This is a genomic window from Scytonema sp. PRP1, from assembly GCF_036697665.2.
Taxonomy (GTDB): Bacteria; Cyanobacteriota; Cyanobacteriia; order Cyanobacteriales; family Nostocaceae; genus Kalymmatonema; species Kalymmatonema gypsitolerans.
The window spans coordinates 105,572-127,975 of record NZ_JBAHYJ020000132.1; the positions used below are offsets into that span (position 1 = coordinate 105,572).

At 43.2% G+C, this 22,404-nt stretch carries 20 protein-coding genes; 6 read left to right on the forward strand and 14 right to left on the reverse strand.

Going from position 1 to position 22,404, the window contains the following annotated elements; translation table 11 throughout:
• Positions 1 to 1,170 precede the first annotated feature (1,170 nt).
• The gene (locus V5G28_RS34665) at positions 1,171 to 2,838 is read right to left on the reverse strand and encodes a DUF6930 domain-containing protein (protein ID WP_332996098.1); all 1,668 of its coding nucleotides are present in this window, start codon (positions 2,836 to 2,838) and stop codon (positions 1,171 to 1,173) included.
• A 448-nt stretch (positions 2,839 to 3,286) separates the two neighbouring features.
• On the opposite strand from V5G28_RS34665, the gene V5G28_RS34670 reads away from it, so the two are divergent.
• The 3 genes from V5G28_RS34670 (at position 3,287) to V5G28_RS34680 (ending at position 4,451) form a co-directional block, all read left to right on the forward strand.
• The gene (locus V5G28_RS34670) at positions 3,287 to 3,646 is read left to right on the forward strand and encodes a HesB/IscA family protein (RefSeq protein WP_332996099.1); all 360 of its coding nucleotides are present in this window, start codon (positions 3,287 to 3,289) and stop codon (positions 3,644 to 3,646) included.
• Positions 3,647 to 3,711: 65 nt separating this feature from the next.
• Entirely contained in the window at positions 3,712 to 4,137 is a 426-nt protein-coding gene (locus V5G28_RS34675; RefSeq protein WP_332996101.1) for a tetratricopeptide repeat protein, read from the forward strand.
• 62 nt (positions 4,138 to 4,199) lie between these two features.
• A complete protein-coding gene (locus tag V5G28_RS34680; RefSeq protein WP_332996288.1) occupies positions 4,200 to 4,451 on the forward strand; it encodes a hypothetical protein in 252 nt (83 codons plus the stop codon).
• A gap of 126 nt (positions 4,452 to 4,577) precedes the next feature.
• Here V5G28_RS34680 and thyD read toward each other — a convergent pair whose 3' ends face one another.
• Positions 4,578 to 5,501 (reverse strand): thylakoid membrane protein ThyD, encoded by a 924-nt coding sequence (gene thyD / locus V5G28_RS34685; RefSeq protein WP_332996103.1) that lies wholly within the window; start codon positions 5,499 to 5,501, stop codon positions 4,578 to 4,580.
• A 209-nt stretch (positions 5,502 to 5,710) separates the two neighbouring features.
• Here thyD and V5G28_RS34690 point away from each other — a divergent pair, with 209 nt between their 5' ends.
• Positions 5,711 to 6,058, forward strand: coding sequence for a hypothetical protein (locus tag V5G28_RS34690; RefSeq protein WP_073632377.1), 348 nt, complete (start codon positions 5,711 to 5,713; stop codon positions 6,056 to 6,058).
• Between the two features lie 188 nt (positions 6,059 to 6,246).
• Here the strand turns inward: V5G28_RS34690 and V5G28_RS34695 are convergent, their stop codons facing one another.
• The 11 genes from V5G28_RS34695 to sufB all read right to left on the reverse strand — a co-directional run bounded on the left by V5G28_RS34695 (position 6,247) and on the right by sufB (position 20,150).
• A complete protein-coding gene (locus V5G28_RS34695) occupies positions 6,247 to 6,756 on the reverse strand; it encodes an FHA domain-containing protein (protein ID WP_332996107.1) in 510 nt (169 codons plus the stop codon).
• 221 nt (positions 6,757 to 6,977) lie between these two features.
• The gene (locus tag V5G28_RS34700) at positions 6,978 to 9,443 is read right to left on the reverse strand and encodes a heavy metal translocating P-type ATPase (RefSeq protein WP_332996109.1); all 2,466 of its coding nucleotides are present in this window, start codon (positions 9,441 to 9,443) and stop codon (positions 6,978 to 6,980) included.
• A 705-nt stretch (positions 9,444 to 10,148) separates the two neighbouring features.
• A complete protein-coding gene (locus tag V5G28_RS34705) occupies positions 10,149 to 10,424 on the reverse strand; it encodes a TM2 domain-containing protein (protein ID WP_096561202.1) in 276 nt (91 codons plus the stop codon).
• A 696-nt stretch (positions 10,425 to 11,120) separates the two neighbouring features.
• The gene (locus tag V5G28_RS34710; protein WP_332996111.1) at positions 11,121 to 12,701 is read right to left on the reverse strand and encodes a CPBP family intramembrane glutamic endopeptidase; all 1,581 of its coding nucleotides are present in this window, start codon (positions 12,699 to 12,701) and stop codon (positions 11,121 to 11,123) included.
• 491 nt (positions 12,702 to 13,192) lie between these two features.
• Complete coding sequence (locus tag V5G28_RS34715; protein WP_332996113.1) at positions 13,193 to 13,609, reverse strand: Imm1 family immunity protein; 417 nt, start codon at positions 13,607 to 13,609, stop codon at positions 13,193 to 13,195.
• Positions 13,609 to 14,010 (reverse strand): deaminase, encoded by a 402-nt coding sequence (locus tag V5G28_RS34720; protein ID WP_332996290.1) that lies wholly within the window; start codon positions 14,008 to 14,010, stop codon positions 13,609 to 13,611. The genes V5G28_RS34715 and V5G28_RS34720 overlap by 1 nt, the downstream gene beginning before the upstream one ends.
• Before the next feature lie 69 nt (positions 14,011 to 14,079).
• Entirely contained in the window at positions 14,080 to 14,715 is a 636-nt protein-coding gene (locus V5G28_RS34725; protein ID WP_332996115.1) for a Uma2 family endonuclease, read from the reverse strand.
• A gap of 322 nt (positions 14,716 to 15,037) precedes the next feature.
• Positions 15,038 to 16,300 carry a SufS family cysteine desulfurase gene (locus tag V5G28_RS34730; protein ID WP_332996118.1) on the reverse strand — a complete coding sequence of 421 codons (1,263 nt, stop codon included), beginning with the start codon at positions 16,298 to 16,300 and terminating at the stop codon, positions 15,038 to 15,040.
• A gap of 69 nt (positions 16,301 to 16,369) precedes the next feature.
• The gene (sufD, locus tag V5G28_RS34735; protein WP_332996120.1) at positions 16,370 to 17,791 is read right to left on the reverse strand and encodes a Fe-S cluster assembly protein SufD; all 1,422 of its coding nucleotides are present in this window, start codon (positions 17,789 to 17,791) and stop codon (positions 16,370 to 16,372) included.
• The gene (sufC, locus tag V5G28_RS34740) at positions 17,791 to 18,579 is read right to left on the reverse strand and encodes a Fe-S cluster assembly ATPase SufC (protein WP_332996122.1); all 789 of its coding nucleotides are present in this window, start codon (positions 18,577 to 18,579) and stop codon (positions 17,791 to 17,793) included. Before sufC ends, sufD begins: the two co-directional genes overlap by 1 nt.
• A gap of 134 nt (positions 18,580 to 18,713) precedes the next feature.
• Entirely contained in the window at positions 18,714 to 20,150 is a 1,437-nt protein-coding gene (sufB, locus tag V5G28_RS34745) for a Fe-S cluster assembly protein SufB (protein ID WP_336231541.1), read from the reverse strand.
• 233 nt (positions 20,151 to 20,383) lie between these two features.
• Here sufB and sufR point away from each other — a divergent pair, with 233 nt between their 5' ends.
• On the forward strand, positions 20,384 to 21,061 hold the full coding sequence (gene sufR / locus V5G28_RS34750) for an iron-sulfur cluster biosynthesis transcriptional regulator SufR (RefSeq protein WP_332996292.1): 678 nt from the start codon (positions 20,384 to 20,386) through the stop codon (positions 21,059 to 21,061).
• Positions 21,062 to 21,213: 152 nt separating this feature from the next.
• Positions 21,214 to 21,474, forward strand: coding sequence for a hypothetical protein (locus tag V5G28_RS34755; RefSeq protein ID WP_073632356.1), 261 nt, complete (start codon positions 21,214 to 21,216; stop codon positions 21,472 to 21,474).
• A gap of 132 nt (positions 21,475 to 21,606) precedes the next feature.
• On the opposite strand, the gene V5G28_RS34760 is transcribed toward V5G28_RS34755, so the two are convergent.
• Positions 21,607 to 22,230, reverse strand: a complete 624-nt coding sequence (locus V5G28_RS34760; protein ID WP_096561196.1) for a hypothetical protein — start codon at positions 22,228 to 22,230, stop codon at positions 21,607 to 21,609.
• Positions 22,231 to 22,404: the final 174 nt, after the last annotated feature.

The following is a 22,404-nucleotide window of genomic DNA, read 5'->3' on the forward strand; positions in this document are numbered from 1 at the left end:
ATCAACTCAAACCTTTTGTAACAACTTTAATTTATTGCCATAATACTCTATGAATGAAACATTTTACTTATTACATTGTATATGGTTGTCGAAAGATTTTTTACTCTTTACTCACATTTCATCGTTTGTATTACAAACATAAATTTTACTTTAAGCATAAAATATTTTTAAAGCCATCATAAAATTTTCAAAATACTTTTTAAAGATTTCGAGAAAAGAAAATTACCAAAAATTTATGTTTAGCAATATTTTCAACTCACATGAGATTTGTAAATCAGATCCGAGGTAATGTAGTGTCATCTCAATTAGAGTTAGTGATTACTGACTAACTGGTCACAGATGCAATTTGCATTTATCAGCAGATATTAATGGTTGCACAGAAGCCCAAGAATAGATAGGAACAGGGATAGGAAGAAAAGAGAATTTTGAAGAAATTTCGTGATATCTGCTATTCATGTGACTTTTAGTCTCCATCAGCTTTACCCCAAAAGCCTGGAATGTCTCAATTCTATTGTGCTAACTTTAAGGAAAGTTGAAGCTCAGCCTGTATCACTCTTAGAGCGTCAATATTCATTTAAGTATTACGTACTGAGCCTGCACTAGTGTTTACTACAAAGACAAATTCACTACGAATACACTAAAGTGTTACTAACAAAATTTAAAGTGCTGCTCATAATGTATTTTTTCCCACATTTGAGCTAAATAATACTTTGACAGCACATGACTCTTTTATCTGTTTTATAGGTTTAAAAGTTTCAAAACTTAAAAATAAATTTTTTGTTTAGTTTTTTTAAAATAAAGACTTTAAAAGTAAAACAACAGTATATTGCCGCAAGCAGCAGTAATATCGCTTACACAGTGGGGTTATCTACTCAGACTGAGTCAGGGATATAGGGCAATACCGTTCGTTTAAGAGGCAAACGGGAAAGGTGAAAGGGAAGAAAATAAGTTTTTCGCCCTTTCCCCCTTAACCTTTTACCTTTAACCAAACACTATTGGGTGATGTTTTTTCCCTAACCTCTACACCCTTCCAACAGTCCTAATTTTTTGTTTCACGGACTTTATTCTGCCACCTATCATAAATTTGGACTGGGCATTTCGCCCAGTCCAAAAAAGATATATTGAATTTAAAAGAGAATGACCTCATTCTCTATGCTTTTGCCTAGACGCTTATTCAAATTGGAGTTGGGGCATGAGTTGGAGAGTGCCAATGCCTAAATCGTTCGGAGAAAGGAAGCGCGCTTCAAACAAAGCCATCATATCTCGTAACTGGGGATTACCACGAGAAGCCCCTGTCAATCCTTTGGCAATGATCAAGCCACAGTATCCTTTGGTATTTTTACACCGCTGATTCCATTTTTTACGGGCTTCTACGTGTATTGGATCGTCATCTTCAAACTCACCGAACAGGAACAATTCACCGTTTTCAGTTTGTAACAAACCTAAGTCATAGCCTTTGCTATCAAAAGGATCAGCACCTGGATTAAAACAAATTGCTTTGAGTCCTCCAGCTTCTTCGATATTTGAAATCACAGTTTTCGCTTTAGGACGGGAAGTTTGAATTAAAATCACGGGCAAACCATCCCCTGCTTGTGTGATTTCTCCACTTTTGTGATATTTGGCACCTTGATGCAAGTACTCCAACATCTCCCATGACACGACTCCTAAGCTGAGGAATGAGTCTTCTGGTATCAAATCATCTCGTAGTGACTGGAACATTGGTGTCGATTCTGACTCAATGTCATCGTCATCATCCTCGACGTCAAAACCTCCTATTTCCTCTAACTCCGCGGCTAACTGCGGCATGGAACAGACAGTTACAGGCAGTGATTTTGTTGGTTCATTCGATGACTCGGGTAAGGGAATGCGATAGCGACGACTGAGGGTAGGAAAGGTGTCATCAGTAAGTTGACGGCGGTGATCGCGGATAAAGCGATTTAGGCTTTCTAATGCCACCAAGACTACAAGTGCTTCTTCGTCATATAAAACAGACCGCAGTCCTTCTAAAGGATGGATGTTACCGAAGGTGGGTTCTATTTCCGATAACGGCAAATCTGCTAAATCGCCGAATTCTTCATCATCATCCTCATCATCATCTTCGTCAATGTCGTCAGCACTCTCAAAGGTCAAAAACAGGCAATCTTGTTTAAGGAAAGCTTCTTCTAAATGCCCTTGCGATTCGTCTTCTGTTAAAACTGTTGCGCGAAACCGCTTCAACGACTCTTCTGAACGATACAACAAAATGCCATACTCCATCCCCAGCATTCCCATAACTGAGGCGTAGAGTGTACCAACATCCCATTTATTAATTTCTATGGACAAGATTTGCTGTTCTTCTAATAATTCCCAAGGTGCTGCTTGCCAAATTGCAAATGCTTTTTCTCGCAGCGCTTTTTCATACTGTGGGGGCAAATCAGGAACTTGGCTATCCAAGATGTCGGTAAACCCACGAAACAGCTCATCGATCAAAGGCAGTTCTGGTACATAGTCAATCGCAATGTCCAAATCTTGCAGGACTCCGCGCAGGTAAAATTGGATTTCGCGATCCTTGACTACAATTCTTTGAGGGCGAGCAGGTTTTGCTGGACTGTGAGGATGCTCCATTGCTCGCATGAGGGTACGAACAATTGCTTCTGGACCCGTTTCTGCTGCGACTACGTCCATACCCCGGACAATGCCTTGTGAGCCATCTACCCAAAGAATGCATTCGCCCTTTGCCTCTAAGTCTGAGTTGTGAGTTTGTGATGACGACAATGGACGGCGATCGCCCTCCCATACAGAAGGAATTTGGGTTAATTTCTTCAGCCGACGACTGGTAGAGCGATTAAAACTTGTCATAGAGGTAAGTTAATCAAAACAAGCTATATAGAATTAAACTTTCAACTTGGGCTTACGCCTCGGATCAAAACTCTCTGGCTGTTTGTGAACAGTGGTTGCTGCTGGTGGCTACCACAAGGCTTGAACTTCAAAATATCGAATCTCTAAATACATTGAATCTCTCAATTCTAGAATAAAAATCTTTGTGTGCTTTTGACGCAGTGTTTACAATTTGCATTCCTGGGGCATTAATGTCGCTAGAATGGATACAAAAACCTTTACAGCCACCAAGCTTACCGCTTGGTGTTGAAACTAGAGTGCTTGCCCCCACACAGCCATGCTCACACCAACTGATACCATTTGACTTTAAGGTTGATATATATGGGCAAGCAGTTCTTGAGCAGGAAAGGCAAGGGGAGTCAATTGTATCAGGATTTTTGTGAAACCGTATAAGGAGTAAAAACAGCAGATGACACAAGCAACTCAGTCTCAACAACGGGGAATTCAATTGAGCGAAGCCGCATTGCGTCAGGTGAAATTCTTGCAAGATCAGCAAGGCGGCAAAGACCTATGCTTACGGGTTGGAGTGCGTCAAGGTGGCTGTTCCGGAATGTCTTACTTGATGGATTTTGAAGACCCCAGCAAGATTACTCCTCAAGATGAAGTTTTTGATTATGATGGCTTCAAAATTGTTTGCGATCGCAAAAGTTTATTATATCTGTATGGTTTAATGCTAGATTATAGCAACTCTATGATTGGCGGTGGTTTCCAATTCACTAACCCCAACGCCAGCCAAACCTGCGGTTGCGGTAAGTCGTTTGGTGTGTAATATAGTCATTTGTCCTTTGTCATTTGACGAAGGGCTTGTGACTGATGACTAATGACTCATGACTCATGACTAATACAGTTGACTCTCTGTTTGATACAGGTTTAGAACGTTATAAAGCTGGAGAAGAAGCTTCAAGTCTTATTCCTGTGTTTAAGGATCTGTGCGATCGCGCTCCCAGAAGTAGTCCTGCTTGGACTTGTCTAGCGTGGTTGTATTTACTAGATGACAAACCCAACCTTGCTTACAAGGCTGCACAGAAGGCGGTAAAGCTCAATCCACAAGATGCCCAAGCACGGGTGAACCTTGCTGTTGCCATGCTGGAAACAGGTCAAAAAGGTTTGCGACAACACGTTGACTTTGCACAACAGTTGATTTTTGTCAACCCAGACTGGCGAGAAGAAGTCAAAAATAGCATTGAAGACGGTTTCAACAGAAAACCAGATTGGCAGAGTTTGGCAAAAGTCAAAAACTGGCTGTTTCCCGAGGAATAATTGCTAAACAGTCCCACATCTACAGTCAATAGTCTAAAACTATTGACTGATAATTAATGACTATGAAAGATAAGTTTTTAAGCTGGCTAAACTTGGTTTTAGTGGCAGATGTGTTCCTAGTTTTGTTTGGTTTTGGGTGGTTGGCGGTTGCTGCTATTGGTGAAGCAGTTGGAGTCCCACTGGGCTTAGATTTGTGGCATACGCTTTGGCAACCTGTATTTAACCCGGCTATTGGCATCCTGATGGCTGGTGCGCTCATCAGTGGCATTGTTAATTGGGTTTCTCAGAAATTCTTAAAAACTGGCAACGAGTAATATCAGGTTCGGTTGATTATATCAACTTGACTTAAGTATAACTACTTAAGTCAAGTTGATATAATTAGTATTAGTAGGGACTGAGTACTGGAGACTAGGGAATCAAGAGTCCCTAATCGCTAATCCCTAGGATTTGAGAATTTTTACCAGTGCTGGTTCCAAATTGGGATACTTGTACTTGAACCCACTTTCTAAAGTGCGTTTGGGAACAACTTGTTGACCTTCCAGAACGACCATTGCCCCGTCCCCTAAAAGGGCTTCGAGAGCAAATGCCGGAACAGGTAACCAAGAAGGACGATTCATGACTTTTCCCATAGTTTGGGTCAATTGAGCCATTCGGACAGGATGAGGGGCAGTGGCGTTATATACCCCTTGCATTTGGGGTTTGGTTAAAGCTAGAAAAATCAGGTTAACGACATCATCTAAGTCAATCCATGAGAACCATTGCTGACCACTACCCAAGGGACCACCAGCGAAGAGTTTGAACGGTGTAATCATTTTACCCAAAGCACCACCGTCACCCAAAACAATACCCAATCGCACAATGACGAGTCGCACGCCAGCATCTGTTACCTTTGTTGCTTCTGCTTCCCAGGCTTGACAAACTTGGGCAAGAAAATCGTGACCGGGTGAACTCGTCTCATCAAAGGTAGCCGTTTCACTCGTACCGTAGTAGCCAATAGCCGAAGCGTTCACTAACACACTAGGCTTGGGGTGAGCGTTGGCAATTGCGTCCACAATGTTTTGTGTAGCCAGTTTACGGCTGTTTAAGATTTCCTGCTTGCGTTCGGGTGTCCAACGTCCTTCAGCAATAGATTCGCCTGCAAGATTAACGACACCATCACAACCAGAGATGGCACTTTGCCAACCTCCAGATGCTGTTGGTGTATAGGCAACAATTTCCACATCCGGAAAAGCCGTAGGTGGAAAAACCTTTTGCGCATAAGTGGTGTTACGAGTTAACACTAGCACTCTTATACCCTCGACCTGTAGTCGTTCCACCAAACGACTACCTACAAATCCTGTTGCTCCAGCAATTGCTACTTTCATAATCAACCTCCGCCAAACCGCTATTTTAAAGTTTTTTATCCAAGTTTTGGCTTATGCCACCGTAGTTGACTCTGGAAATTTGCTTGTGTGTCTTGTGCTGCTTTTGTCTTTACTCAAAACACAGGTTCTTTAATGAATCTATAATGATTTGGCTTTTAGATGGTTCGGTATTATAGGATGGACGGAGTGTTGCAAGGCTTGGGGCTATTATGGCTCGCTATACGTGTTCATTTATTCTTTCTGTTCCTCTTGACCAACTTCAACCGTTACTTGTAGAACTTCTGCAAGATTGTAATTTGGATGTTCAATACTATACAGCCGATTACATCATGGCGCGTGAAATTCCTGGTCATATATCCTTTTTAAAGTTAGTGACGGTGGAAGCATTGATTGACAAAAGCACAGCTACTGAAACAGAAACCCGGATGAGTATCGTGATTAAAAACGAGGAACTAGCACTTCAGCGAGAGAATCACTGCCGACAAATGTTTGAATACGTTAAGCAGGCAATTGAAGACTGCCGCCACTGGCATCTGATTGAGAGTCTCGCGGGGTAAGTAGCTATTGGCGCTTTTGACGCTTTCCCGCCTTTAGGCTGGGAAATTGTTGGCTCAATGAGTCGCCTTATTCTATAAAGAAAGGCGTCTGCTTGGGCTAGCTCAATGACAAGGCTAGCTTATAGCAAAACGCCCCTCCAAAAAATGTGCTCTTGTGACAGTAGAAATATTCCAGAATCAATATGGCTTCAGTCCTCCAGTTCCTCGGTCATGCCGGGGTTTATTAGTGTAATATCATACTCACTGGAATCTGTTTGTCCTCCTGTACACATACTATCTCGCAGTAGGTAATAAATAGCACGTACTTGAGGACCAAAAACGATTTCGTCCTCATTTTTCAGGTCATGAGCGGGGATCTTCCGCCCGTTATTAATCATTAGACCATTGGAACTCGGTTTGCCTTTGGCGTCACCATCGACAATCCGATAATAATAGCTATGCTTCTTACCATCGCGCGGTAGCCTAATGAGTGTGGCATGGCGGCGCGAGACAAACTGCGAGATTAAACGGATATCGCAGTGGGCGTCCCTACCAATGGAATATACGGGGCGATCAAGAATAAATTCTTTGCGTCCTTGATCGTCTTCTATTATCAGTAGATGGCTTTCATTTGTTTCTGCTGCCATTGAAAAATCGTTGCTAAATTCGTCGGTTGAACTGTTATTAATCAAGATTTGTTTCGTATTGTTTGCTGCCATTCTTTGAGTAAAAGTCTATGGTAATTATCTTATATGCTTTTAAATTGCTTAGTTGTTCACAAGAGTAGAACAAGCTGTCCTACTCTTTTAACTACTGTAGGCATTGCACCCGTCTCAACAGGTTTTGTGGGTCTCGAAACAGCTAACTACCGACCTAGTTTAACGTGAGATTGGCAAAACCAAATATTTACGCTCACAAATAATACCTCGAAACGAGGAGATTAGGGGCGATGAGCAAAACGTCGTAATAAAAGGGAATTAGTGACGACACTAACAGAGCTAAAAGCCATTAATGCAGCTGCACCCGATGGGCTTAAGACAAAACCTAAACTTGGCAACAAAACACCAGCAGCTAAAGGAATGCCAAGAGTGTTATACGCAAAAGCCCAAAATAAATTTTGACGGATTTTGCTCAAAGTTGCACGACTAAGTTGTATGGATTTTACAACATCAGTTAAGTTATCCCGCATCAAGACAATTTCCGCTGTTTCCATCGCAACATCAGTACCCGAGTGTAAGGCAATACCTATATCAGCTTGAGATAGGGCTGGGGCATCATTAATGCCATCTCCTACCATCGCGACAATAGAGTGATCACTACTTCGCTTTGTTCCCCATGCTTGTAATTCTTGAATAGTAGCAGCCTTCTTCGCAGGGAGAACGCCAGCCAAAACATCACTGGTATCTAGTCCGAGTTGTTTTGCTGTCACATTTGCTGCTTGTTGTGTATCTCCACTGAGCAACATCACCCGTAAACCCATCTGGCGCAGCTCGTCTAGTGCTGCTTTAGCATCTGGTCTTAGGGTATCTTGAACAGCAATCAGTCCGGCTACCGCGTCTCCAACTGCTACGAAAACTACCGTTTTACCATCTGTTGCTAGCTTGTGAGCCTGTTTTTGTGCAGTTTCACTGATAGAAATTCCGTGCCAATGCAACCAGTCACAGTTCCCTAAAAGCACCAAAGTGCCTTCTACGACAGCAGAGACACCAAGCCCTGGTTCGGTACGAAAGTCCACAGCATCTGGGATAGATAACTGTTGCCGTTGAGCTTCTTGCTGAATTGCCGTTGCTAAAGGATGAATCGTGCCGATTTCTACTGCTGCTGCCAGTTGTATGAGCGATTGGGGATTGGCGATGAGCGATTGGCGATTATTCTCCAGTCCCTCAATTGGTAGGCAATCTGTGACTACGGGACGACCTGTGGTAAGAGTACCAGTTTTATCAAACACGACTGTGTTTAATTCGTGTACTTTTTCTAAAACGTCGCCGCCTTTGATCAGCAAACCCCGTTCTGCGCCAATGGCTGTTCCTACTAAAATTGCTGTTGGTGTAGCAAGCCCTAAAGCACAGGGGCAAGCGACTACCATTACGGCTATTGCTAGCTTTAAACTCACAAGGAGCGGGGTGTAGATCGTGGGGTGTGAACTGTGAGGCGTGCTGAGTAAGGAGTGGTGAGAGATTTGCATGGCATACGACATAATTGCGTCATGCCAGATGTGCGTGCCGAAAAAGTACCAAAAGACAAATGTTAACAATGCCGCCGTTAATACACCGTAAGTGAAGTACCCAGCAACTGTATCTGCTAATTTTTGTACCGGCGCTTTACGGGTTTGTGCGGCTTCCACTAAGGCGACAATTTGAGCCAAAGTCGTATCACTTCCAGTGCGGGTTGCTTCAATGGCGATCGCTCCTGATTGATTGAGTGTTCCTGCTGTCACCAAATCTCCTGGTTGCTTTGTCACTGGCACCGCTTCTCCAGTTAGCATGGACTCATTGACAGTTGTTTGCCCATCGACGACTTTACCATCGACCGGAATTTTCTCTCCTGGCAAAACTTGTAACCATTCACCAACACGCACCACCTCAGCCGGAATTTCTACAATTCCTTTATTGGAAGACAACGCGGCAGCCGATTCCGTCGTTTTAGGCTTGGCAATCAATCGTGCAACAACCGGCTGGAGGGCGAGCAATTCCTTAAATGCTGCTGCAGCGCGACCTCTGGCTTGTTTTTCCAGTGTCCGTCCTAGTAGGATAAAGCCTAACATCATGACTGGCTCGTCAAAGAAGCACTCCCACCCAAGTTGAGGAAACAGCAGAGCCACCAAGCTAGCGATGTAAGCTGTTAGTGTTCCCAATCCCACTAGAGTGTTCATGTTGGGTGCATTGTGCCGTAAACCCCGCCAGCCATCCACTAAAATTGGGCGACCAGGGATGAGAAGCGCTAGCGCTGCCAATCCACAGTGGAACCAGATGTTATGCAAAATCGGTATTACGTAACCACCAATGTTACCTATATGACCAATAAATGACAGGATCAGCAGGACAGCAGCAACGATCAATTGCCGTTTTGCAGACTGCATTTCTTGGCGCTGTCGTTCTGCTGGGTCTTGTATTGATTCTGTCTCACCTACTACTTTCCCGCCTAGTTTCCGGGGTTGAGTTGGGAACCCAGCAGCTGTCAATTGCTTTGCCAGTGCATCCGCATCGACTGCACCAGCTTCCAAATCTACGACTGCTACCTCTGTCGCCAGGTTCACACAGGCGCTTTTAACTCCTGGATACTCAGTAAGCCGACGTTCTACTGCCCTCACACAGCCAGCACACTTCATACCCCCGACATCCAAAGTGATTTTCTCTGTTGTCGAGGCTGGTTCTGGGGAAACGTTAGTTTTCGAGACAATTTGCATGGAAAGTTTTTGAATTTGCTACGATGAAACTTTAACGCCTCTCTAAAAGCGTCTCTAATTCGAGCGTAGGCGAAATCCAAAGCTTTGACATAATGTCAAACTTATTAAGTTTTGTTAAGTTATGGTTGTATAGGGGTGTAGTTGTGTATTAATTATAAAAAAATTGTTTTTCTTTTGAATTTCTAATTTAATTTACACCTTCAGACCCTATCACCGACGGCTCGAACGCAGATAAGTCACGTATATAAGTGTAACTAGCTGTATTGGTATAAGGAGCATCTCGCTTTTCCAGAAAGGATTGACTGCGATATGAGACATACTGCAGAAATAAGCTAATCCCAATACTGTGAGTAGTGTTAAGGTTATATTTTTACGTTTGAGCGTTAACATATTGGTAGAAATAAAATATTTTTCACTAAATATAAATAGTCTTTAGAGTAAGTAATAGAGTTCTAGTTTATTCTTAACTTAGAATTAATTGACACATACTATAGAAATAAATTTACCCACAGAAGGGTGAATAAAAGACAGATAAAGTTCCGCCCTTAGTGGTGACAAATCTTAAAGGTATAAGCAATGGTAACTCAAGGCTGTCAATAGCTGTTTGTAGGATGAGCAGTGCCCCTCCTACTACTGTAAAATTATGAGTTCATGCACCTCAGATAGATACTCTAAAATAGAAATTCAATACTGAAAGACGATTTTCTAAAACCAGCCCTGCTTTTTCACGAAGTAGCTATTAACAAATTCGTCGTGGGATTTGTTCAAATAAATCATCCCTTCAATTAAACCTACAAGCTGCATAATCAAGAATGTAAATCCGTAGGTGAAATAACCTCCTACTAAGGAAATCACTAGCATGATAAATCCTTCTGGTGCATACCCAAGAATAAATTTATGGATACCAAAACCTCCAAAAATAATGCCGCAGTATCCAGCTAAAAGTTGTTTGGCGGCGTGACTGGGGGTGAGATTTGCCATATGCGTCAAGCTCCTTCACTTTATAAATGACATATAAAATTGAAATTTTATACTGCTATAAAATAATTATGATTAATTACTGAGTATTAATATTTTTATCATAACTAAGTATTAATACAGGTAAAACAGATATGCAAAAGCAGCGTACCACTACTTTTTAGGGAACGCGGCAGCTTCAGAGGAGCGAGGTTTTCAGGGCAGCGACCACTTGAGCCTACACTCTTGAATCATTCCTGTTTCTTTACTTTAACGAGAAATCCCAGTACAGCACTTTTGTACGATTTCTTCCCCAAAAATGCTTTTATTGAGAGTATTTTGCAATTAATGCGAAATACAACTATGCCCCATTACTTCATACAAGTGAAGTCGTGCTATTTCCGGATTTTTTTTATTTCTCCTGACATAAGCATCAGTCTCCAAGCGCTTAACGATCCTACATACGCAGATACTTATGTGTACTCCAGCTTACACATCTCTAGACGATTCATGAAAAGTGGAGTTCCCATTTCGTTTTTGATTCGACCCATGCAGGGTTTGGGCTTTCAGACTTACCGCAATTTTTTGTAAGTGTTATCCGTAATAATATTTGTGCATTCAAGGTAGCATTGATTGACACTAAATACCAATAATGAATTGGTAAAAATTTGTAAATTTTTTTTAAAGATTTTGAGTATTTTCAACGGCAAGCAGAAAGTATTATTTACTAGTGCTGCCTAAGACAAAAAGGCTTAGCAGAGTGCCGCTGTTCCAAAGGCTGTGGAGAAGCATAGGAGCAAGGAGATTGCGCGATCGCGTGTAAACGATCCCCAAGACAATACCTAGGGCGAACAGCGGTAAAATTTCCGATAAGCTTAGGTGAGCAGCTGCAAATAGAAAAGCACTGGCAAGAATTGATCCCCATACAGGTAGATAACGAGTCAGGGAGGGTAACAAAAACCCGCGAAACAAAAGTTCTTCAAAAATTGGGGCGGCGATCGCAGCCGTAGAGAAGAATATGCCAAGCGCCACAGTATCTTGGCTTTCTAACGCCAGTTGCAACAAGGGATTACTTCCACCTTGTCCTCGCCAGAGTTGTTGATTAATCAAAGACACGACCACCACTATGGGCAAAGCCACACAATAGCCACCCAGCCCCCACAAAAACCACTTACCTCCTAACCGGAAGCGAAACCAGTCGTCTGGTAAAGGGAAAAAGCGTTTGATAGATAAATACAGTACTGATAAAGCACCAAATGCCACCAACAGGTAACTTACCAAGACGTATAATGCTTGAATTCTGACATTAGGGGCGGGACGCGGGATGGGGAGGACAGATATGACTATGGGCACAAGAAGTTGTCCCATCAAGAAAAAGCCCACGACAAAAACCTGTAAAATCGTTTCCCCATCCCAAGGCGTTGACCAACCCACATCTGAATTTTGAGCCAATAAAGCTGTTTTCCCTTGGATAAGGCGCTGTCCAACCAAAAAAATCAGCAGCCCTAAACCTAAAAAAGCCGTCAGTGCTGGAACGCTACCGATAATTGCTAATTTCAACAATGCTTGTTCAGCAGCTTCTTGTTGAACTGCTTCCAGATCTGCCAAAGCATCCTGACGCTCCTGAAGTTGGTATAACTCACTCAGAGCAATATAGCGAAACCAACCATCTAAATTGTTTTGAATCAGTTGTTCGGAAGAAGGGAAAATACGCGGGGGATCACTCCTCAGCCCCGCCAACACAGCTGCAGCTTTCTCAAATTCAGGATTAATGTCTGAACGTTGCTGCAATTGACTCCAAGTTTTCTGTGCCGTCTCTATTTTTCCTTGCTGCGCTTGTAAAATTCCCAGCCGCAAGTCTAATTCAGGAATTAATTTTTGCAGTTGTTTAACAGACTGCTGCAACTTTTGCTGCTGTTCCTGACGAGAGGTGTTGGTAACAGGAGGCAATTCTGGTTGCGGTTTAGGAGTTGTAGGAGTCGTAGCGGGTTCAGATTGAAGCTGCGCCAGTTGCTTTTTGGCTTTTTCCAAATTAGTTTGAGCGGATTTACGTGCCTCTTGATACTGTTCTGTAGCGCTTTCAAGAGGTTTAACGCCCAGTAGTGCATCCTGCAATGGCTTGAAATTCGCGCTGTTGCCATCTAGCGGTTCCCAAGAAGCAGCTTGCAGCACAATATTTGTTTGATAAAGTTCCAAACGACTCTGGAACTGAGGTTCCTGCCAACTACTTAACAAAGATAAGCCGACAAGCAATATCGCAACCAACGTCAGTATGATTAAACCCAACCGCTTGAGAGTCATCTGTTCTCCCTTAACTAACCAAATTTAGAGCGCAAGCTTCACAGATTCTCCTATAGAGGTTCACCGATTGGGAATTTTCGCAAGAAAACGCTGTCAGAGTATAAATTTCTTAATACAGAGACAATGGTTCTCGACTGGATATCATCAGTGTAAGAGTCTGCAAGCAACTTCACTATCTTAAAGTACAACCCATTGCACTGCTTGCCCTGTGGGGAGGATTTACCCAGTTCTGACGATATTCCTGTAGATAATCAATTGCAAGATTTGATCCCCAGTTTGCTCAAAGCAATCCTAGCTTAGGTATGGGTAAGCCGCATGCATTGGTTTTTTGGCGTTGACATGGGGATTTAGTACGATCTTGAGGAACCCGCGATCGTACCAGATGGATTTTTGAGTTTAGGAGTCCGCTGAACAACGTGCCCAAAGGTTGGCTCAAGAGTTGCGAAGACTAGAAGTACAGCCAGATTCTTTGACTTGAGATATCGCTCTTATCATGCCACTACTAATGACTTATCTTCTTCCCAAGAAAGTAAGGAGTCAAGCGTGCCTGATTCTGTAAATGTTCTAGCAGCTAGCAGACAGCGCAGCAAATCAACACACATTTTTGCTGGATAAATTCCTTCTTGTCCGCCCACAACCAGCTTTTCTGTTTCATCGGGTTTTGATAAATCAACTAAAGTATGAAAGTTGAGGTTATCGAAGGTTGCGGTAACAACGTATTTCCCCAAATTACCGCCCCCAATACTCATGTAAGTTTCATCATCTGCTCCCAATGTTACTAAAGTTTTGCTTTTGCCATCTAACTCGCGCATAGCTGTTTCGATTTGGCTCCAATTTGGGTTTTCAATTAAGTCACCTTCATTTCTGTTGCCATTCCATTTTTCAACAGATAAGTCTGATACAAACATTATTGCCTCCTTCTTTTTGGTGGTTTTACTATTATTGTTCTACTTCCAGTAGGAGTAATGATTTCTAATTCTTCTATACCTAACTGCCAAGCCATAGAATTTACCCCGCCTCTTAAACCGCAAGCATCGCAAAGTTCGCGGTCAACCCTCAAACAAGCCTTACCACCTCTAATACCAGTATTTGCTGCTTGCTGAAAAGCATCAGCCTCAGCGTGGGTTTTAGTGATGGGATTGACACTAAGTGTTATCAGTCGAGGATTTGGATTATTACTAGAATTTATACCGAAGAAACTTTGACCACCTATTTTTAAGTTGGCTATGGTTGATTTGTCTGTTTCACTACCAGCCGGGGGTAAACCTAGGCGCTGTCTATATTCAGCTAGTTCATTAAAAATACTAATCGTTTCGTCTTTTGTTTAATTTTTTGACCTATGTCCTTGATTGGGTTTTTTGCGTATATTAATGCAGACTCAACATCCTTTTTTCCCCCTCACCCAAGTGCGAAATGATTTTAGCAAAGCAATTTCCCCTACGGTTTTACTCTGCTCAATAAATCTGCTTATTTCATTGAGCGATACTATAGGAAAGGCAACGCTCAATTCGCGCTCAACATATTGCCCTTCTATCAACTGATAAAATTTCAACTCTCGCCCGTTATATCTCCAAAGTTCAGGTACGCCTAGCGCAGAGTAAATCTCAAATTTGTTAACTGAACTGCTGGTAATATCAATTTCAATTGCTAAATCTGGCGGTGGATCAGTTTCTAAATCAAGTGTTTGCCTACCTCTAACAATAGGTTCGCTTTGGATGTAGTAACAGTTGTCTGGTTCTATTCCTCGCTTTGCTAATCGCCGCTTTAATGTTGTAGAACCAGCACTTTTAATATCAATTTCTAGTTCTTCAACCAAGGCAAAGATAAAACGGTCGAATTGAATTTTCGGGTTTTCATGTTCAAAAAGTGGCGTCATAATTTCTAAAGTGCCACACTCATAAGCAAACCGAGAACCTCTATCCTCACCTGTTTCTGTTACCAAGGCTTCAAAGGTTTCCCAGCTAATATTGTGCAGCACTGTTCTTTGTTCAGCAGGGGTTGAGGTAGTAATCATGCTTGAAAAATACCTGGCGATGTTCGTAATGGCGGCTATACAAACATGACGCGAAGCGGCTTCCCGAAGGGAAGTCCGCGTAGGCGGACTTATATAATAACCTGTGTAGGCAGGCTTTGTATGTGTGCCTGCTTTGCTCCCAGACTTCTAGTCTGAGGGGCGCAACAAACATTAGACTTCTTGTAAAAATATGAGTTATGAATTTTTGAACCACAGATGGACACCGATGGACACCGATATTTATCCGTGTGCATCTGTCTTCATCTGTGGTTTAATTCCAAAAAAATTGACTTATGCAAGAGTTCTATTGTCCATCATCAACTTAACTTAAGAAACCGCCAAAGAAATCTAACGTTTCCTTCAACGCTTTGACGAAAACATCAATTTCTTCACGAGTGTTGTAGAAAGATAGACTAGCCCGTGCAGTCGCCGGGATCACTAAATGCCGGTGTAATGGTTGCGTGCAGTGGTGTCCGGAACGGATGGCAATGCCTTCTTGGTCTAATAATGTAGATATGTCGTTAGCGTGAATTTCTCCGGCGGTGAATGCAGCAAGAGCAGCTCTGCCCAAACCTGCTACTTTAGGTTTAGGACCGTAGATGCGAATTTGTGGAATTTGTTCTAGCTGCTCGAATAGATAGACAGTCAGTTCTGATTCGTAGGCATAGATTTTATCCATACCAATCCCACTAAGGTAATCTACCGCTGCACCAAGAGCAATTGTTTCTCCAATTGAAGGTGTACCCGCTTCAAATTTATGGGGTAAATCCGCGTATGTAGAATGGTCTAAAAACACATCCGCAATCATTTCACCACCGCCCAAAAAGGGAGGCATTGACCGCAGCAATTCTAACTTGCCATACAAAAAGCCAATCCCTGTTGGAGCGCACATTTTGTGACCAGAAGCCACCAACCAATCACAGTCAATTTGCTGCACGTTGATGGGCATATGAGGGACGCTTTGGCAAGCATCAATTAATACTTTCGCACCATATTTATGAGCTATTTCGCAAATCTCCTTTACAGGATTAATACAACCCAACGTATTAGAGACATGTACCAGCGACACCAATTTTGTTTTCTCGGAAATCAGCTTTTTGAACTGTTCCAAATCAAAAGTTTCTTCTGCAGCCAGTTCGACAAATTTCAGCACCGCACCCGTCTTTTGCGCGACAAAATGCCAGGGTACCAAATTACTGTGGTGTTCCATCACCGAGAGGATAATCTCATCCCCTCGTTGCAAATTGTTCATTCCCCAGCTGTAAGCAACCAAATTTATCGCCTCAGACGCATTGCGGGTGAAAACAATTTCCTGGCGCGATGCAGCATTGACGAACGCAGCAACTTTGTCTCTTGAGGCTTCGTAAGCGTCGGTGGCTTTGGCGCTGAGAATATGCACGCCACGATGCACGTTGGAATTGTACTGCTCGTAATAGTCTCGCAGGGTGTTGAGTACGAGCAAAGGTTTTTGCGACGTGGCGGCGTTGTCGAAGTAAATTAAGGGTTTGCCGTTAACTTCTTGGTGTAGTATCGGGAAGTCAGCACGGACTATATCAGCAAGGGTTTTTTCTTGGGTAAAAGTCATTTTAATTATTACTCATTAGTCATTAGCCATTGTAGAGACGCGCCATGGCGCGTCTCTACATGTTTGTCATTAGTCATTAATTATTGACTGATAACTGTTGACGGTTTGTGTGAGTCTTTCTCGCAAAGAGGGTACAGGTATTTGATTGATGATTTCGGCGGCGAAGGCGTTAATCAATAAGTTGCGAGCATCATTCTCATCGATACCCCGACTTTGCAAGTAGAAGATTTCATCATCTTCCAACTGGCTAACCGTAGCACCGTGGGCGCATTTTACGTTATCTGCGGTAATTTCCAATTGCGGCTTGGTATCAACTCTGGCTTTCGGCGACAACAGCAAGTTGCGGTTCAACTGTGCTGCATCTGTCAACTGTGCAGGCTTAGGTACAAAAACTTTGCCGTTAAACACTCCATGAGCGCGATCGCCTACAATACACTTGTGCAATTGCCGACTCGTACTATAAGGATAATTAAGGGCGATCGCACTATGCGTATCCCCCAACTGGTTCCCCCCAATCATCGTCAATCCATTGAGGGTGGTTTCCGTTTGCTCACCAGTTTGCAAAATCTCTAAATTGTGACGTGATAGCTTTCCACCAAGAGCGATCGCATGACAAGTATACCGACTGTCACGAGCTTGAGAAACAGCAGTCTTGCCAATATGGAAAGCCTCTGCACCTTCCAACTCAAGCCGAGTGTGACTCACCTGAGCATTTTCCTCTACCCAAATCTCCGTCACCGCATTGGTAAAGTAAACTCTCTTCTCTTCCTCCTTGGCGTTCTTGGCGTCTTGGCGGTTCGTATACTCTTCCACCAAAGTCACACTACTACCAGTCTCCGCCACTACCAAACAACGCGGTAGAGAAATCGAAGGAGCCTCCCCAGCAACAAGAAACACCAAATGAATCGGTGTTTCCACTACCACATTCTTCGCCACCCAAACCACCGCAACATCTTTGATTCCACTGGTATTGAGGGCGGTGAACACCTCATGCGCTCCCTCAGTTTGAGCCAAATATTGCTGCACGCGTGATTGTAGAGACGCGCCACCTCTCGTCTCTACAGGCAAATTAGTCAAATTGCTTACCACAATCCCATCAGGCAAATCTGCAACCGCTGATAAATCAGGCGCATAAACTCCGTTAACAAATACCAAGCGACTGTTAGCAGCTTCTGGTAGTAGCAGCGTATCTTTTTGTACAGACGCGCCACCTCTCGTCTCTACATTAAATTGCACTTTCCGCAAAGAGGATAAATCAGTGAAGCGCCATTCTTCATCGCGGGTGGTGGGGAGAACCGATTTACGTACCCAAAGCGCAGCGCGTTCATGTAACTCCTGCAACCAAGCATCAACCTCAACAGACGCGCCATGGCGTGTCTGGACAACCTGATTTAACAACTCAGTTAGATAAGCATCCCTATCCAGCACAGCAGATGCCAAATCTACTGGATTTGAGTTAGGAACCGAACTGGGAGAAACCAGAATATTCATCACACACCTACCTCAGCCGCATTCTCTTCCAACACCCAGTCATAACCACGCGATTCTAACTCTAGCGCCAATTCCTTACCGCCACTGGTAAGAATTCGCCCGTTTGCCATCACATGGACGTAATCTGGCACGATGTAATTCAGTAATCGCTGATAGTGCGTAATCATAATCGTGGCATTTTCTGGACTCGCCAGCTGATTCACTCCGTTCGCCACAATTTTTAGCGCGTCAATATCCAAACCCGAATCTGTTTCATCCAGAATTGCTAGCTTTGGTTCTAATAGCGCCATTTGCAGAATTTCGTTCCGCTTCTTTTCGCCACCCGAGAAACCTTCATTTAAACTTCGACTCAGGAAAGCAGGATTCATCTTCACGACATCCAGCTTTTGTTCAATCAAATCATCAAAATCAAACGCATCCAATTCCTCTAAACCCTGCGCCTTGCGACGGGAATTGTAAGCCACGCGCAAAAAATCCAAATTACTCACACCTGGAATTTCCAACGGATATTGAAACGCCAAAAATATACCAGATCTAGCGCGTTCCTCCGGTTCCATTTCCAGCAAGTTTTGCCCTTGGAAAATTATCTCACCGCCAGTCACTTCATACGCCGGATGTCCAGCCAAAACTTTAGAAAAAGTACTCTTCCCAGAACCATTCGGTCCCATAATCGCATGGATTTCACCCAAGCGTACCTCAAGGTTCACACCCTTAAGAATCGGTGTTCCATCAACATTAGCTGTCAAATCCCGTACCGACAGCACAACTTCACTATTTTCAATAATCATGCTTGTTCTCTCTCTCTTCTCTCTTTCTCTGCGTCCTCTGCGCCTCGGCGGTTTTTTATTTAAACCACAGATGGACACAGATGCACACAGATAATTTATCTGCGTCCATCTGCTACAACAGGCTGTGGTTCCATTTACCCAACACTACCTTCCAACTTCAGACTCAGCAGCTTATCAGCTTCCACTGCAAACTCCATCGGTAGCTGATTAAACACATCCTTACAGAAGCCACTAATCATCATCGAAATAGCATCTTCCGACGAAATCCCCCGCTGCGCGAAGTAGAATAGTTGGTCTTCCCCAATCTTGGAAGTGGAAGCTTCATGCTCCACCTTCGCAGTATGATTTTGTACTTGAATATAAGGGAAAGTATTCGCGTGAGCATTATCCCCAATCAGCATTGAGTCGCACTGGGAATAGTTCCGCGCCCCTTGTGCCTTGGGATTGATTTTCACTAAACCCCGGTAGCTATTACTAGATTGTCCGGCAGAAATTCCCTTAGAAATAATCGTGCTGCGGGTGTTCTTACCAACGTGAATCATCTTGGTGCCGGTATCGGCTTGCTGCATATTATTTGTCAGCGCCACCGTAAATTCACCCACAGAGTTATCACCCACTAGCACGCAGCTAGGATACTTCCAGGTGATTGCAGAACCAGTTTCTACCTGTGTCCAAGAAATCTTGGAATTGACACCTTGACACAAACCGCGCTTGGTGACGAAGTTGTAAATACCGCCTTTGCCATTCGCATCTCCAGCGTACCAGTTCTGCACGGTGGAATATTTAATTTCGGCATTGTCAAGGGCTACGAGTTCTACGACAGCCGCGTGTAGCTGGTTGCTGTCATACATCGGCGCGGTGCAGCCTTCCAGGTAGGAGACATAGCTACCTTCTTCAGCAACAATCAGTGTCCGCTCAAATTGTCCAGTCTCCCCGTTGTTGATGCGGAAGTAGGTAGACAGTTCCATCGGGCATTTTACGCCTTTGGGAATATAGACAAAGGAACCATCGCTGAATACAGCGGCATTGAGAGCAGCAAAGTAATTATCTGCGGCTGGGACAACGCTACCCAGGTACTTTTGCACCAATTCTGGATATTCCTGCAATGCTTCCGAAATTGAGCAGAAGATAACACCATCTTTAAGCAGCTTTTCTTTAAAGGTGGTACCGATGGAAACGCTATCGAAAATTGCATCCACCGCGACGTTTGCCAGTCGCTTTTGTTCTGATAAGGGAATGCCTAGCTTCTCAAAAGTATCCAACAAAGTTGGATCAACTTCGTCCAAGCTGTTAAGCTTTTGTTTTGCTTGCTTGGGTGCGGAGTAGTAGATGATATTTTGATAATCTATCAGAGGATACTTAACGCTTGGCCAAGTTGGTTCTGCCATTTTTTGCCACTGGCGAAAAGCTCTCAGGCGAAAATCCAACATGAACTCCGGCTCGTTTTTCTTGGCGGAGATGAGGCGGACGATGTCCTCGTTTAGTCCACGCGGAATCATGTCGGCTTCAATGTCGGTGATAAAGCCGTACTTGTATGGCTGGTTGACTAAGGTTTTGACAGTGGCACTCATCGGTAGTTTTCTCTTGTGTTCGCTGTATGGAATCTCTTTAAGGATGGGAGACGGGCTTTTTGGGAGCCGATTCCCATATTCTGTAACCAAGTGGTTACGCGACTGCTAAAATAAGTATAGAGACTAAAACAACAACTATGTTGTTTAACTTATCTTCATTTTAAGCTAGATTAACAACAACATTGTTGTCAAAATCATATTTTCTTCAAAACAAATGAATTTTTAGGACGATGATGGTGACTATCCAGCAGTCCTCAACAAAGCAAGATATTCTAGAATATCTGCTGAAACACCCGCAGACTACAGCTTTTGATTTAGCCGAGGCTCTTGATATTAGCCCCCAAGCGATTCGTCGTCATCTTAAGGATTTAGAGGCGGAGCAACTGATTTCTTTCTCTTTGTCCGTGCAAGGGGGAATGGGGCGTCCGCAGCATATTTATCAATTAACTCATCAGGGACGCGATCGCCTGAGTAAGGAAGTTGCTGATAGCTACGGTCAATTTGCTGTTTCTCTACTGGATACATTAGCAGAAACGGTAGGACGCGACCAAGTCAGTTCAATTTTACGAAAGCAGTGGGAGCGTAAAGCACAAGAATATCGAGAACGCCTGGGTAACGCTTCCTTATCACAAAGGGTGGCAACTTTGGTAGAACTGAGAAAAGCTGAAGGCTTCATGGCTGAATCTCACCCTGTAGAATCGAGTGAGTCATCGCAAGGCGAACGATTTATTCTCATGGAACACAACTGCGCGATTTCTAATGTTGCAGAGTCTTTTCCTAGCGTCTGCGGTCATGAATTAGAAATGTTTGCCGCAGTTTTACCAGATTGTACAGTAGAGCGTACGCACTGGATTATTAACGGCGAACATCGCTGTGGCTATTTAGTACAAGCTAGAAAAAACAGACCTTAAGTTTTTCTATGACATGAGTAGCCCCAAGGAGTGGGGACTTCATATTAAGTCTAAGTTATGAATTCTAGGTAATTAGTAATAGCCTTTACCAATCAGCCATTATTCATCACCTGTTACAACTAGTAAATTTGAGTCAGTTTTAGACAAAAGTTATGGAGTTACCATCACAGCAGTCAACACCACAATTTTTAACTCCAGAAGAGGCAGTCAAAGTAGATGCAGCTTTGCTTTCCTCACCGGAGAAATTTTTAACCAGATTGACAATTTCATCACTCAGGCTTTTGAAACAAATTGCTCAAGAGTATGAAGTAAAGATTGAAGATTTGACAGCGCAACAGGTCATTGCTTGGTTTGAAAAAGATGGGAAGATTCGGCGAGAGCAAGGAATTGAGGCGGCGTACTTGAAGTGGTAGTGGGAAATAGTTAGTTGTTAACAACTAACTACTAACCAGTAACTACTACCAATAACAAAAAAGCACCTTAATTAAGGTGCTATAAAATGCTATAAAAAGATGATAGAGATATTTATTTTTATCAACAAGTTTTTATGCGTGATGGGTAGTGCGCGGACTACGAGTTCCAGCAGCAGCTCCAATCATTGAAGCGAGTAAACCCAACAAGGAACCAAATACAAACCACCACAAGCCGGAACGTACATTTGCTGCAATCTCACGAGCTTGTTGAGCAGTAACGTTGTTTTGCGGTATATTCACACCACCTTGCTGTTGCACTTGGTTAATCACTTCTCCAGCATTAGAAGCTGCAACACCAAAAGCACCTGATACCCCACTTGCTAGTAGCCAAGAGCTTAATGCCAAAGTCGTTGCCCAAAGTATTGCGCCGTTGAGAAGAGCAGTATTGCGGTTCATTGGACCACAAGCACGAGCCATAACCCAACCACCAGTAAATAGGGAAATCAACAAACCGATGGTTGACCAAATTCCCGCATTACCTGCAACATTAGGTGCAATTGTTCTGGGTGCACCTGAACCTTCAACAGTGCCTGCTGCGATCGCGCTAAACATGGCGCTCAAAATCAATTGAGTTGCTAAGGCAACCAACAAACCAGAAATAATAGGACCCCAGCGAACACGGTCGTGGTAATCGCCTACTCGACCGATCACAGGCTCGGTAATAACTTCGTCACCTACTCGATTTGTGTATGACATACTATATTTTCCCCTTAACTACTCCACTAAACTTTTTTCTCAGGTTTTCATGCTAATGATTAAAATTAAATGGCTTGTGATGATTTTACATATCTATCAGTGGAAATAATTAAGAACTCTATCTTTAGTTATAAGAATATTATTATTTTCACCACATTTGTTTAACTTTTATTA